Annotated in this window: 15 protein-coding genes and 1 tRNA gene; 4 read left to right on the top strand and 12 right to left on the bottom strand. The window is 56.9% G+C overall.

The window, feature by feature from the left end; translation table 11 throughout:
- The first annotated feature begins 194 nt into the window (after positions 1–194).
- Complete coding sequence (locus BLM14_RS01995; protein WP_237143438.1) at positions 195–1,028, top strand: DMT family transporter; 834 nt, start codon at positions 195–197, stop codon at positions 1,026–1,028.
- 210 nt (positions 1,029–1,238) lie between these two features.
- On the opposite strand, the gene BLM14_RS02005 is transcribed toward BLM14_RS01995, so the two are convergent.
- Entirely contained in the window at positions 1,239–1,841 is a 603-nt protein-coding gene (locus BLM14_RS02005) for an ABC transporter ATP-binding protein (RefSeq protein ID WP_100022274.1), read from the bottom strand.
- On the opposite strand from BLM14_RS02005, the gene BLM14_RS02010 reads away from it, so the two are divergent.
- From BLM14_RS02010 to BLM14_RS02020, 3 genes are all read left to right on the top strand, one after another.
- Positions 1,834–2,508: a sugar phosphate isomerase/epimerase family protein gene (locus BLM14_RS02010; RefSeq protein WP_269467451.1), complete on the top strand. Its 675-nt coding sequence runs from the start codon at positions 1,834–1,836 to the stop codon at positions 2,506–2,508. The two genes, BLM14_RS02005 and BLM14_RS02010, sit on opposite strands and share 8 nt — an antisense overlap.
- On the top strand, positions 2,505–3,500 hold the full coding sequence (locus BLM14_RS02015; RefSeq protein ID WP_099997867.1) for a Gfo/Idh/MocA family protein: 996 nt from the start codon (positions 2,505–2,507) through the stop codon (positions 3,498–3,500). The genes BLM14_RS02010 and BLM14_RS02015 overlap by 4 nt, the downstream gene beginning before the upstream one ends.
- 269 nt (positions 3,501–3,769) lie before the next feature.
- Entirely contained in the window at positions 3,770–4,300 is a 531-nt protein-coding gene (locus tag BLM14_RS02020) for a dihydrofolate reductase family protein (RefSeq protein ID WP_099997868.1), read from the top strand.
- 108 nt (positions 4,301–4,408) lie between these two features.
- On the opposite strand, the gene BLM14_RS02025 is transcribed toward BLM14_RS02020, so the two are convergent.
- The 11 genes from BLM14_RS02025 to BLM14_RS02075 form a co-directional block, all read right to left on the bottom strand.
- Positions 4,409–5,395 carry an ABC transporter permease gene (locus tag BLM14_RS02025; RefSeq protein WP_099997869.1) on the bottom strand — a complete coding sequence of 329 codons (987 nt, stop codon included), beginning with the start codon at positions 5,393–5,395 and terminating at the stop codon, positions 4,409–4,411.
- Entirely contained in the window at positions 5,392–6,372 is a 981-nt protein-coding gene (locus BLM14_RS02030) for an ABC transporter permease (protein WP_099997870.1), read from the bottom strand. The genes BLM14_RS02025 and BLM14_RS02030 overlap by 4 nt, the downstream gene beginning before the upstream one ends.
- Complete coding sequence (locus BLM14_RS02035) at positions 6,369–7,868, bottom strand: sugar ABC transporter ATP-binding protein (RefSeq protein ID WP_100000985.1); 1,500 nt, start codon at positions 7,866–7,868, stop codon at positions 6,369–6,371. The genes BLM14_RS02030 and BLM14_RS02035 overlap by 4 nt, the downstream gene beginning before the upstream one ends.
- Before the next feature lie 82 nt (positions 7,869–7,950).
- Entirely contained in the window at positions 7,951–9,078 is a 1,128-nt protein-coding gene (locus BLM14_RS02040; RefSeq protein ID WP_099997871.1) for a sugar ABC transporter substrate-binding protein, read from the bottom strand.
- A 19-nt stretch (positions 9,079–9,097) separates the two neighbouring features.
- The gene (locus tag BLM14_RS30825) at positions 9,098–9,238 is read right to left on the bottom strand and encodes a hypothetical protein (protein ID WP_157929468.1); all 141 of its coding nucleotides are present in this window, start codon (positions 9,236–9,238) and stop codon (positions 9,098–9,100) included.
- Positions 9,239–9,268: 30 nt separating this feature from the next.
- Positions 9,269–10,006: a GntR family transcriptional regulator gene (locus BLM14_RS02045; RefSeq protein WP_099997872.1), complete on the bottom strand. Its 738-nt coding sequence runs from the start codon at positions 10,004–10,006 to the stop codon at positions 9,269–9,271.
- A 386-nt stretch (positions 10,007–10,392) separates the two neighbouring features.
- Positions 10,393–10,469: transfer RNA gene (locus BLM14_RS02055), tRNA-Arg, on the bottom strand.
- A gap of 219 nt (positions 10,470–10,688) precedes the next feature.
- Positions 10,689–11,642: an acetyl-CoA carboxylase carboxyltransferase subunit alpha gene (locus tag BLM14_RS02060; protein WP_099997873.1), complete on the bottom strand. Its 954-nt coding sequence runs from the start codon at positions 11,640–11,642 to the stop codon at positions 10,689–10,691.
- 139 nt (positions 11,643–11,781) lie between these two features.
- Complete coding sequence (locus BLM14_RS02065; RefSeq protein ID WP_204251981.1) at positions 11,782–12,291, bottom strand: hypothetical protein; 510 nt, start codon at positions 12,289–12,291, stop codon at positions 11,782–11,784.
- Positions 12,292–12,348: 57 nt separating this feature from the next.
- Entirely contained in the window at positions 12,349–13,275 is a 927-nt protein-coding gene (xerD, locus tag BLM14_RS02070; RefSeq protein ID WP_099997874.1) for a site-specific tyrosine recombinase XerD, read from the bottom strand.
- A gap of 4 nt (positions 13,276–13,279) precedes the next feature.
- Positions 13,280–13,441: a histidine kinase gene (locus BLM14_RS02075; RefSeq protein WP_099997875.1), complete on the bottom strand. Its 162-nt coding sequence runs from the start codon at positions 13,439–13,441 to the stop codon at positions 13,280–13,282.
- Position 13,442 lies beyond the last annotated feature (1 nt).

Raw genomic sequence — 13,442 nt, forward strand, 5'->3', positions numbered from 1 at the left:
TATTTCGCTCTTTATCGGCAGAAATAGCATATTTCGTCACAGCCTATACCGCAATAGCTTGTGATTCTCACACGGCACGGAGTTGAAAGGCATAATCCGCCTTCATCAGCCCGGATCGCTGCGATGGAGGGCAAATGCACGTGGGGAACGGACAAGAGAATCAGAATACAAAGCGCGCCCTCATCGCCGGAGTGATGATGATCATCATCACAGCCATACAATTCGTCGCTGCCCGGTTTAGCCTGCAGGAACATCTGACAGCAGCCGATATCGCCAGTCTGCGTTTCGCGGGTGCCGGCGTGATCTTCCTTCCGATCATTTGGAGAATTGGCTTCGGAAAGCTGGAAACCCTTGGTTGGCAGCGTGCTTCAGCCTTGGCCGTCCTTGTGGGATTGCCCTATCCAATGATCATTAATTGGGGTCTGACTTACGCACCCGCCGCCCATGCAGCCGCCCTCTGCCCGGCCTCGATCGTCTTCTTCTCTTTCGTGCTGTCTCGCATCGTCTTTGAAGATGCGATCTCACGCATGCGGATCATCGGGATTGCCGTGATCATCGTGGGGCTACTCCTCTTCGTCTTTCACTCAGGAAGCGAGGTGGGCAACACGCTATTTGGCGATCTGCTGTTCACCGGATCGGGCATCATGTTTTCCGGCTACGCTGTTCTCGTGCGGCGATGGAGTGTTGATCCCGTCATCGCCACGGCGGCCATAGTGCTGTTGTCCTGCGTGCCGCTTCCGCTTTTACATATCCTCGCGCCGAGTGGTCTCAATACAGCATCAGGAGCGGAAATCGGCGCGCAGATCGTGATTCAGGGCTTTCTTGCCGGCGCGGCGGCGATGTTCCTCTATACCTACGCCGTCAGGCAGTTGGGACCACAAAAAGCATCACTGTTCATGCCCTGCGTGCCGATAGCCACAGCCTTGACCGGCATGATCGTACTCGGCGAAATTCCAACACCTATCCAATTTATTGCCATCGTCATAATGACAGCGGGCATGATCCTTCCAGTATTGCGAAAATCATGAAATTTCGCAGAAAGTACCGCGGACGGGCGTCCTTCTTTGTGGGAGCTGCCGAAGAGAAGGACAACAGAGGGCTCGGTGTGTTCAAAGCTGCTGTTTCAGGGCTAGGTTGGCTCACCGTGCCAATCCGTCCCATCTCCCCGCGAGGCATTGGGACTGGCAGACTATTACTGATTTTGTCCCTGGCACCGTTTGGTGCCCAGGATTCATTGTTCAGTTGACCCGCTGTCCTTTTTCACTATCGAAAAGATGGACGTTGGAAGGGTCGCCTTTGACCGAAATCCGCTCGCCGACCTGAACTTCTGCTGCTCTTGGGAATTCGATGGTGATCAGTTTTTCTGTGCCAGCGTCGAGGTAGCCGAAGGTCTGGCTGCCAAGCCGTTCGACCACCACCAATTCGCCGCTGAACCATGCCTCGCCGGCATCGCAGACAGTCAAATCTTCCGGGCGGATGCCGAAGGTAATCGTCCTTGCGGCCTCGGTTGACCCACCTCCGATATCGAGTGCCGCTCTGCCTGCCGGCAATTGCACAACGACATTGTTGCCAGTGGATTCAACGACACTCACCGGGAAGGTATTCATCGTCGGGCTGCCGATGAAACGTGCAACGAACAGGCTTGCCGGTTTGCGGTAAAGGTCGAGTGGGTGCCCGATCTGTTCGACGTGACCGGCATTCATCACGACGATCCGATCGGCCAAGGTCATAGCTTCCACTTGATCGTGCGTGACGTAGACGGTCGTTGCCTGCATGCGGCGATGCAGCTTGGCGATTTCAAGCCGCATCTCGACGCGAAGTGCAGCATCGAGATTGGACAACGGTTCGGATGACCGGAACGCCCATCGCGCCGGTATCGATTATTTGCGCTATACGGCAGATTGCGCGGCGGCGCTCGGTGCTACGGTCGTCGGCGGGCCGTTGACCGGTAATCCGCTGGTGTTCGCCGGGCGCGCTCCGTTGCCCGTGTCAGAGGACGAACGGCTGGCGCGCAAGGAGCGCTGTGTCAAAGGTCTGATAGAAGCCGGCGATCACGCCGCACAAGCAGGTATCCTGCTGGCGGTCGAGCCGCTCAATCGTTTCGAAAGCGATGTGTTGTGCACGACGCAGCAGGCCATCGAACTCCTTGACGCAGTCGATCATCCAGCGATCAAACTGATGCTGGATACCTTCCACATGCATATGGAAGAAGCGTCGATCGCCGAGGCTATCCGGCTAGGCGGCGCACATCTCGTGCATTTCCAGGCGAATGAAAACCATCGCGGTTTTCCGGGCACAGGCTCGACCGACTGGGTTGCGGTCGGCCGTGCCTTGCACGAGGTCGGCTACAAGGGACCGGTATCGCTCGAGCCTTTCCGGCGCAATGACGATCGTTTCGGCGTTCCCCTTGCGCAGTGGCGCCCGCCGCATGAGGATGAAAGCGAGCGCCTGGCAGCGAGCGCGGCCTTTATCAAATCCCATCTCACACTGACGGAATATCGGCGATGACATTGAAAATCGGCTGGATCGGTTGCGGCATTCACGCGACCCAGATGTTACTTCCCCAACTCGTGCGCCAAGACGCCGAGATCATCGCGCTCTGCGACATCGACGGCAAACGTCTCTCCGATGCGGGCCGCCAGTTCGGCGTGTCCCGCCTGACAAGTGACGCCGAGGAGCTGATCCGCACCCCTGGCATCGACGCGATCGGCATGGCGGTCGGTCCTGACCAGCATCTTCATTTCGGCAAGCGAGCCCTCGATCGCGGTCTGTCTGTTTTTATGGAAAAGCCGCCCTCAGGGACCGCTGAAGGCGCACGCGAGCTTCGCGCCGCATCCGAACGATCGGGCAAGCCATTGCTTGTCGGATTTATGAAGCGTTATTCCGTCGGCAACAAGATCGCCCACAACATCATAAAGTCGGGGCGCTTCGGACCGGTATTGGGGCTTACGGGGTATTACATGACGGCACCGGGCTATTTTACCGGCAATGTCGACTATAGCGGTTTCTTCCTGCATCACTGTGTGCATTACATGGATCTGGTGTCGTTCTTTGTTTCGCCAGTGCGGACCATCTCGGCCCGGAAGGTCGAGAAGACGCCGGGCAGGGTGCTCTTCCACGTAGGCTTCGAGTTCGAGTGCGGCGCCATCGGTAATATCGCCATGGGTACGATCCAGTCGCGCGGCACGCCGGTCGCGCGCATCGCACTCATGAGCGATCATCAGCGGCTGGAAGTGGATGACGTGATCGAGGTGCGCTGGAACCGCAATCCGCCTTTCAAGGTTGATGATCCGAATGCGACGCTCGCTGATGACGTCGATACGCTGACATGGAAGCCGAATTTCACGGCAGCGGCAAATGAGGATCCGAAAGGCTATCATTCGCTCTTGGCCGACGTGGTGCCGGCGCTCGGCGGTGCTTCGACCGCTGCCCCGACAATTCATGATGGGGTGATTGCCATGGAACGGCTCGAGACATTGCGACGGGAACTTGCTTTGTAGAAACGATGAATTGCTTCAGATCAAAACCCTGTAAACATCCAAGTGGATAGAATCTGACGCTTGGTGCCGCGCAGAAGCCTCCGTCCCGTTCGTGGAGGGCGTTCCGAACCCTGCCCGGACGCAGAAATTCCAACGTCGCAGGAGGGTGGTTAGCGGTCCTTTGGTTATTCGTCATTCCGACAAAGCGGCGCGCAGTTTGCGCCCAAACGCACTTTTGCGCAATGTCGCCTTAAGCTATTCTGAAGACCCTGCGGTGGAGATTTTGCAGCATGGCCAAGCTCGTCTTTGGAATGAACCAGTCCCTGGACGGCTACGTCGACCATATGGAGTTTGCGCCAGGCCCCGCACTCTTTCGTCACTGGATACAGCAAATGTGCGACCTGACCGGCAGCGTGTACGGTCGCCGCATGTACGAGATCATGCGTTATTGGGACGAAGACCGTCCTGAGTGGAGTGCGGAGCAACGCGAGTTCGCGGCGGCGTGGCGGCGCCAACCGAAGTGGGTCGTGTCGCGCTCGTTGAAGTCAGTCGGCCCCAACGCCACACTTGTCGAGGATGACCTCGAGGCGGTGATACGTGGCCTGAGGGCTCGACTCGTTGGGGAGATTGCAGTTTCCGGACCAGACTTGGCGCGAAGCCTAACCGACCTTGGTCTTATTGATGAGTATCGACTCTACATCTGCCCCGTCGTGCTGGGTCGCGGCAAGCCATTCTTCGCCGGCCCGCGGCCACCACTCCGCCTTGTTTCCACCGATCACGTTGGCGAGGACGTGATTAGGTTGACGTACGTTCCTGCTTAATCGCGCGCGCGTCTCGCGCTCGACGGCGTTCAGGAAGCGGATGAACTCCTGATGCCGGTGGCGCTGCATGCAGCGGCCGATTGCGCCGATTGCCAACATACGCGCGCTTTATTTCCGATCGATTTCACCTCTTCCATACGCAAGCAACATCACGAGGATAACGATACCGTATATAATCTGCCGTCCGGCTTCCGGCATCTGCATGACGGCGAGGATCGATTGCAGCAGGGTGATGAGGACGACGCCGGCAATCGTTCCCAGATAGTTGCCGCGCCCGCCAAGAATATTGGTACCGCCGAGGACAACCGCGGCGATGGCTGGCAGCAGGTAGGGATCGCCCATCGCCTGATAAGCCTTGGTGGAGTAGCCCGCAAGCAGCACACCCGCAAAGGCAGCCGCGGCGCCTGACAAGACAAAGCACCATATAATGACTGCGTTGGTATTAACGCCGGAGAGGTAGGCCGCCGCCTCGCGATTGCCCACTGTGTAGACGCGACGGCCGAATGCCGTACGCGTCAAAAGAAAGATCGTGAACGCGCCTACAATGACCCATATGAGCAGGGCTGTCGGAATGCCGAAGATCGGCCTTCCGACAGCCAGGAAGTGCATCGCGTCCGTGGCGTGGTCCTGCGGCGCGAAGCCCCCGGTGTGCAGAACCATCAGTCCCTGAACGACGGCGTTCATGCCGAGTGTGAAGATCATCGAAGGCAGCCTCAGGTAGGCAACACCAAGCCCGTTCAGCAATCCAACCACCGCACCGCAAAATACCCCAACCGGGATCGCGAGAAGATTGCCGGTTTCGCCGTACCAGCCTGCAACGGCCGTCGCCATCATGGCACCGAGTGTCACCGTCCAGGGGATTGACAGATCGATATGGCCGATCAGGATGACCATCATTGCGCCCGAGGCGATAATACCTAGAAAGGCGCTAATCTGCAGTTGTTGCAGCAGATATTCGGGAGAGAGGAATTCGCGGGAATAGAGCGTCCCGCCAAGGAGCATGAGGATGATGCAGGAGAACGCGATGATCAGCGAACGGTCGAGTGAAAACCGAAGTGTGGGAATGGCGGTGACCGGGAGTTTCGACTCACTCATGCGAAAAGCTCCAGACGGTTGCGGATTCGCAGAACGCGCAGGGCACCGAGGCTGACGGCGGCAAGTAGAACGACACCCTGGAACAGGGGCTGCCAGAGTGGGTCGAGGTCGAAGACGAAAAGCAGGTCCTCGATGGTACGCAGCACAAAGGCGCCGAAGATCGATCCGATCGCCGATCCCCATCCACCGAACAATGACGTCCCGCCAATCACCACCGCTGCGATGGAATTGAGCGTATAGTTTCCGGCGATCGGCGCGGATGCCTCACCCGAGTAGGTGTTGAAGGTGAGCATCAGACCGCCAACGGCAGCGAGGAAACCTGCAAGCGTATAGGCCAGCAGTTTCGCCCGCCGTACGGGGACGCCGGACATATAGGCAGCCTGCTCATTCGACCCCACGGCATAGGCCGCGCGGCCAAGCACCGAATTCCGGTAAGGCAGCCAGACGATCAGCATGATCGCAAGGAGAACGACCAAGGCCGTGGGTACGACGCCGAACAGCTGACCGGTGGCAAAGTCGGCAATAACAGATTGCACATCGCCGCCTGGACCGGGGCGGACATAGAGCGCAATACCGTAATATACAGCGCCGGTCGCCAGCGTTGTGATAATCGGCTGAAGCCGCCCCCAGACGATAATTGCTCCGTTGATGAACCCGGCCAGTGCGCCCGCACCCAGTACAATAGCGATACCGAGGAAACCTTCACCGATCGTGCCAATCACGATGACCGACGCCAGACAATTGGCGAGGATGAAGACCATTCCCACTGAAAGATCGAGACCGCGTGTCAGCACCGGCAGGGTCTGCGCCATGGCGACCAGCGCGAGCAGAACCGCCTTGTTGGACGCAGTTGTGGCCACCGCCGCAGTCAGCCCGACCGGGTGATTACTGACATAGATGATGAACATCACGATGAAGAGACTGATAGCGGCGAGTAGTCCGCCATTGTGATGGATACGATGGCGAAGATCGTTCATGCCGCCTGTCCCTTGTCGTCCACGTTCAGCGCCGTTTCGATGATGTTGCGCTCGTTCAGGTGCTGCCCCTTGAGTTCTCGCGCGATACTACCATTGTACATGACGAGGACGCGATCACAGCAGCCGATCAGTTCCGCATAGTCAGTGGAATAGAACAGTACCGCCACCCCTCTGTCGGCGAGGTCCCGAAGGAGCTGATACACTTCCTGTTTGGTACCTACATCAATGCCGCGTGTGGGGTCATTAAGAAGAATGATCCCGGGATTGGTCATCAGCCATTTGGCTAGAACGACCTTTTGCTGGTTGCCCCCCGACAGGGTCGAGACTGCTGCGGCGAGATCAGAGATCTTGATCTTCAGACTGTCGATGATCTTTTCGACTGCAGAGTGTTCTTTAGCGCCGTCGAACCGCAGCCGTTTCTGGAAGTGGGACAGGGAAGCAAGGCTGATGTTATCGCGAATGTTCATCGGCAGCAGCAGGCCCTCGGTTTTACGATCCTCAGGAATGAGCGCCAGTGGCAGGCAAGCGCGCATCGCCGCACGGGGTCCTGAAAGACGATGTGACTTGCCCATCACTTCGACTGTGCCGGAAACGCCCTTGAGCACCCCGAAAAGTGCCAGCAGCAAGGAGCGCTGCCCCTGACCGTCCAGCCCTCCTAGTCCGACTATTTCGCCCTTGCGCACGTCAAGAGAAATGTCGCGCAATTGCGTACCCCAGGAAAGATTTTTTGCCGAAAGGGCCACCGCCTCGGTCAGCTTCGGTTCTGGCTTGTCAGGATAGTGATGGGTCAGTTCGCGGCCAATCATCATCTGGACGATGGCGCTTACTGAACGTTCCCCCTTTTTGAAAGTCTCGATCCGCGTTCCATTGCGAAAGACCGTGGCGCAGTCGGCGAGAGCCTCGATTTCATGCATTCGATGCGAAACGTAGAGGATACCCACGCCTTCGGATCGCAGCTTGCGAATGATGGCGTAGACACGTTCTACATCGGCACTGGTCAGTGCCGACGTCGCCTCGTCGAGAATGAGCAGCTTGGGCTTTTTCGCCAGCGCTTTGGCGATCTCCACCATTTGACGCCGAGACAGCGGCAGGTCGCGCACGAGTTCGAGCGGGTGCACGTCCTCACAGCCGATCGACGCCAGCAGCTCACGTGCCCTCACACGCTGCGCACGCCCGTTGATCAACCCTCCACGCAACGGTGGCGAGATGATCGAAAGATTATCCGCGACGGTCATGTCAGGCAGGAGCGACAATTCCTGGAAGACACAGACCACGCCTGCGGCCATCGCCTCAGTCGGGTTGCGAAAATTTACTCTCTGACCTTCGACGAAGACCTCGCCGTCACTCGGGTCGGTCACACCGGCCGCAATCTTGATAAGCGTCGATTTGCCCGCACCATTTTCGCCGAGGATCGCATGGATCTCGCCTGGATAGGCAACGAAATCGACGTCGTTCAGCGCAGCGATCCCGCCGTAACGTTTCGAGACATGTTTCATTTCCAGAATTGGCGCAGCATCCGACACGAATAACCCTCCCAAAGAGAACCGGGACGCATCTGCGCCCCGGTTCAAGATCGATCTATTGATCCGCTTTGGTTTGGCCCATGATTTCCTGCGCGCTGAAATTGATGCCGCAAGTGGGGAAGGAATTGCCCACGAAGAAGTTGTCGGTCTCCTTCGAATAATAGCTTTCGCCGTCCTTGAAGTTCGGATCTTCGACAATGGACAAAGGCAGTGTGATCGATTGCGGGACTACCTCTCCTTCGAGCGCAGCAATTGCCGTCTTGATGGCTACGGCAACCTGTGCCGGCCCGGTGCCGGCAGAGGTGCATTTCAGGCCATCCTTGGAATATTCTGCGCAGAGTTTGCGGAAGCCATTTTCAGTTTCACCACCGACGGGCACAAAGGGATGCTTGGCGTCGATCATGGCTCGGATCGTTCCGGTTGATCCACCTTGCACAGACACGCCATCGAATTTCTTGTGTACAGCGATCGCATCAGCCACGACCTTCTGTGCGGTGCCATCGTCCCAGCGGCCGACCACTTCCACGGTTTCCCAATTGCCTCCCGATTTCTTCAGGACCTCCTGAATGCCTTCATGGCGATCGCGGTCGACCGAGGTTCCGGTAACACCGCGCACCTCAAGCAACTTGCCCTTGTTGTCTGGAACATTCTTGACCAGCCAGTTGCCCCAGAGTTCGCCAAGCCCCTTCTGATCTACATTCACATTAATAGCTTCATCCGTGTCGAGCGTGTTATCGAAAGCCACCAGAACAACGCCAGCTGCATTTGCACGCTTGATTACCGGTTTGAACGCGGTCGGGTTTTGGGCATTGACGACGATCGCATCGTAACCGGAGTTGATAAAGTTATCGACCGCAGCAATCTGTGCGGCGACATCGTCACCCGTCGAAACTACCTTGAATTCCTTGAGCTTAGCCTTCACTTCCGGCAGGGCAGCATAGGCCTTGGCGGTTTGAATCATCTGTATGCGCCATGTGTTGCCGATGAAGCCATTGGCAAGGGCTATCCGGTAGGGCCCTTCTTTCTTCGGCCATTGGAAAAACTTTGTCTCCGCGGCTAGAGGCTTGAAACATTCCGCGTCCTTACTTGGACCCTTTACAATTTCTGGTCCCGCCGCGTATGCGGCGGCTGAGATGGCCAGACTGGCAGCAGCAACCAGCATGCTTTCAAACAGCATATTCATTTCAGTTCCTCCTCCTTGTCTAATTGTCATGCTTTTGTAGTTTTAAGGTTCTGCGCACGTTGGCTTCGTAGAAGGCACGATCTTTGCGGTCTTGGCGCCAGCCTGAAAGACGACGCGAATGTTTACCATCATGAACAAGCAATTCCCGACCCGCTTCCATGATCCCGCTCCTCCGAGCCGATCGTGGCCGTCAGCCACGCGCGAGTGAACCTTTATGGTCTCCCAACCTTTGCCGTCGTTCATAATTGCGCACCGTGGTTTCTGCCGTGGTAAGAACTTTCAGGAACTTGATGTAGCGGTCTCGTGTCCATTCGATATGCCAAGCGAGCAGCTTGACTGCCTTTTCCACTTCACCTTCCCCAATGTGTTGTAAAAGACGCTGGTGTTCATCAAACGAAGTGATGTTCAGGTCAGGGTCGAGCGACAGGCGATTGCGAAGAGCTTGAATACGAAATGCGACAACGGTGAAAGTCTCGGATAGATATTGATTATCAGCGACATCAAAAATCGCCTGGTGGAATGCACCGTCGAGAACCCGATAGTCTTCGGTATTTCCTGTCGCCAGTGCCACGTCCATTGCTGAGACGATCTCAAACCAGACGCGACGCAAAGCATCTCGATTGCGGTCTATGGCCAGACCCAGGGCGGCGAGCTCAAGAATTGACCGTACCTCGGCAAGTTGAACAACCTGGTCAGCGTTCATTTCGAAGACGAAAGTGCCACGCTGGGGCTGAACATCGACAAGACCTTGACGCTTTAATTCAAGAATGGCCTCACGCACGGGTGTTTTACTGATGCCTAATTCCTGAGCGAGTGCCAATTCGGATAACGACTCGCCGCACTGCAGCGTCCCGCGAACGATACGCCCGCGAATGTACGCTGCAGCTTGCTCAGTCAGCGATGGCCCTCGTGCAACGGTCAGTGTCAAAATACACCTCCGATTGGCTCCACATCTAAGATATCATATCTTAGGCCGTCCGTGCCCAAATCTTTCGGAACCCAACAACGAGCTAAATCCGTAACAAAGTCTATGAGATTATCAAACGTCGCGGCTGGCCAAAAAGAAGCTGCAGATGCAATAGGCCTAAGTCAGATCGATTCGCTGAGGTTTATCATTCTTCCCCAAGGCCTCATGGTCGCGCTTCTCTCCGAAAAAATGATGATTCGAATCGAGGATGAGATTGGGGAAGAACGTATCTCAAGGATATGGAAGCGATAGTGAGTTTCAGCCGCCGTTACCCCCTGTGTTACCCGAAGGGCAAAATGCAAGGCGTTGGTGGCGAGGAGAGGGGGAGCTAAGTGCTTGAACGTAAATGGCGCGCCCGAAAGGATTCGAACCTCTGACCCCCAGATTCGTAGTCTGGTGCTCTATCCAGCTGAGCTACGGGCGCGTGCCACAAATGCGCGTTAGTCTGCGCAGCGCGGTTCGTAATCGGTTGAGAACTGAATTGCAAGCAGCTTTGGCAAAAAACCGCAACTATTTTGCACGGGATGATCACCCTGTGAATTCTTTGGCGGCTTAGCTGTTGGAATAGGGCGCTGCAGCGAAGGTCCTTCCACTTGAAATGAAGAGGCCCGGATTATACCGGGCCTCTTCACTGAACTGGGTCTTAGAGATTGCGGCCGATGGCCAGATATTTTTCACGCCGGTCTTGTCTCAACATGTCTCGATCCATGTTGCCCATGGATTTGAGCGCAACATTGATGATGTTGCCGGTTGCCTCGATCGCCGCTTCCTTGCCGCGGTGAGCGCCGCCGACCGGTTCGGGAATGATGCCGTCGATAATCTTCAGCTCGTATAGGTCCTGCGCCGTAATTCGCATCGATGTGGCAGCGTCCTTGGCCCGGGTGGAATCGTGCCAGAGGATCGAGGCTGCGCCTTCCGGTGAAATCACCGAATAGATCGAATGTTCAAGCATGTAGACGCAGTTCGCTGTGGCAATGGCGATAGCACCGCCCGAGCCACCTTCACCGATAATGACGGAGACGATCGGCACTTTCAGATTGAGACAGGCAGCCGTCGAACGCGCGATGGCTTCCGCCTGTCCGCGTTCTTCTGCGGCGATTCCCGGGAAGGCTCCCGCTGTATCGACGAGCGTGAGCACCGGCAGATTGAACCGGTCGGCAAGCTCCATGACGCGCACGGCCTTGCGGTAACCCTCGGGCATGGCCATGCCAAAATTGTGTTTCAGGCGGCTCTTGGTATCGTTGCCCTTTTCCTGTCCGATAACGGCAACGGCCTGGCCATTGAACCGGGCGAGACCCGCCTGGACCGCATCGTCATCGGCATAATTACGATCACCGGCCAGTGGCGTGAAATCAGTAAAGAGCTTGGAGATGTAATCGACGCAATGCGGGCGGTCCGGATGGCGGGCGATTTGCGCCTTCTGCCACGGCGTCAACTTGCGGTAGAGATCCCGCAGTGCCTCGGCAGACCTCTTCTCCAGCCGTACGATCTCGTCATTGGTATCGAGCGCGTCGCCCTCTTCCGCGAGCTTTTTCAGTTCGAGGATCTTGCCATCGAGATCGGCAACCGGTTTTTCAAAATCTAGGTAGTTGTACATGGACGAGGTGTCTGCCTGCAAAACGGTGGATTTTTCACGACCTAACTGGCTGTTGCCGAAGCGCATGTCAAGGAAGCAAGCCCGAGAACGCGTGTTGGCGGCGCAACTTATAGGGGGAATTCCGGCGAAGGTGTGGTGGCTACTTGGCTCTGCTCTCGCGTTTTATTGTTTTTGCAGGCGCGCGTACCTTGGCCACTTTCCGTCGCCTTTTCGGCTTGGGACGCTGCCAGCCGATCCACCGTCCTTCTCCTTCGTAGTTATGGAAACCGACCGCAGCCACATTGAGGCCGCGTTTCAGTTCATCGAGATCGAGCCCCGGCATCTGTTGGAGCAGCGCGGTTGGCAGATGATCGATATCGAGCCAGACTGAGTCGAAATAGATATGCTCCGGCCCGGTTTCGCCTTTCACCGTAAAAAACCATTGGCTCTCCATGGTGTCTCCGAACCACGGGTCGGGAAACATGGCGGGCGAGAAGACGAAGCCGAAGGCAGTGATTTCATCCCAGCGCCAGCTTTGCCGCCAGCCCATCGATCGTATCAAATGGCTGGAACGCGTGAATCCGGCTTCGTCAAAGCGCATCACTTCGCTGTCGAGTTGGACAGGCGGTGGCTCAGGTCCGGAAAACAATCTCTTCAACAGCTGCCACATGGACGTTCCAACGGTTCAATGGCTTACGCTTGAACCAGAAGCTTTAGGGTCCGAACCTTAGTCTGCCAGAGGATGGTGCTCCGTGACAAGGCGATGCAGCCGCTCCTCCATGACATGGGTATAGATTTGCGTTGTTGAAATGTCCGAATGACCGAGCAATTGTTGTACGGCGCGCAGGTCCGCGCCGTTTTGCAGCAGATGGCTGGCGAAGGCATGGCGCAGCACATGCGGGGAAATCGCCGATGTCTTCAAACCGGTCCGGGCAGCGAGCCCTTTCAATTCCCGCGCAAATACCTGCCGTGCCAGAAAGCCGCTTTCGGATATGGCCGGGAACAGCCACGGACTGCCGGACAGATTGGGCAGCGTATCGCGCAACGCCAGATATTTCGCCATGGCATCGCGCGCCTTTCCGGAGAGCGGGACCATGCGATCTTTGGAGCCTTTGCCACGCACCATCAGGAATCGATTGTCCGATCTGGCGACAGTGACGGGAAGGCCGACGAGTTCGGAGACGCGCAGACCCGTAGCATAAAGAATTTCGAGAAGCGCATGCAGACGCAGGGAATGGAAATGAACCATGTTGGAGGCTTTTGCGTCCTGCGTTTCCTCTTCGGCGCGGGAAAGCAACTTTTCCACGTCCGCTTCACTCAGAATTTTAGGCAGGGAGCGGTCTTTTTTGGGTGTATCCAACGTGCTGGTGGGGTCGTCGGCGCGAATATTCTCCGTATAAAGAAAGCGGAAGAATTGGCGTAATGCCGAGAGCCGCCGCGCCTGCGATGTCGCAGCAAAGCCTCGTTCGGCGATATCGTCGAGGTAGGCACGAATGGTAGCGGGTTGTGCCAGTGTGAGTTGCAGCCCGGTGGCGGCGCTGAAGGCTGCGGCGTCTTCGAGATCCCGGCGATAGGAATCGAGCGTGTTCTGCGCTGCGCCCCGCTCGGCACTCATCATTTCAAGAAAGGTTTCTATGGCTGCTGCGGCGCGCATCGGCTTACTTCGGCGTATCAGGTTTGGGATTGAGCTTTTCGGCGGGGATGCGAATGGTCATTTCCGTCTGCGTGGGATGCACGAATGTCACCAGGGCCACCATGCCCGCATAAACAAGCCCTGCGAGAACTGCGAGGGTGATGATCAATCGTGTAAGCGTTGGCATT

The sequence above is a fragment of the Phyllobacterium zundukense genome (genome assembly GCF_002764115.1).
In the GTDB taxonomy this organism is placed as follows: domain Bacteria; phylum Pseudomonadota; class Alphaproteobacteria; order Rhizobiales; family Rhizobiaceae; genus Phyllobacterium; species Phyllobacterium zundukense.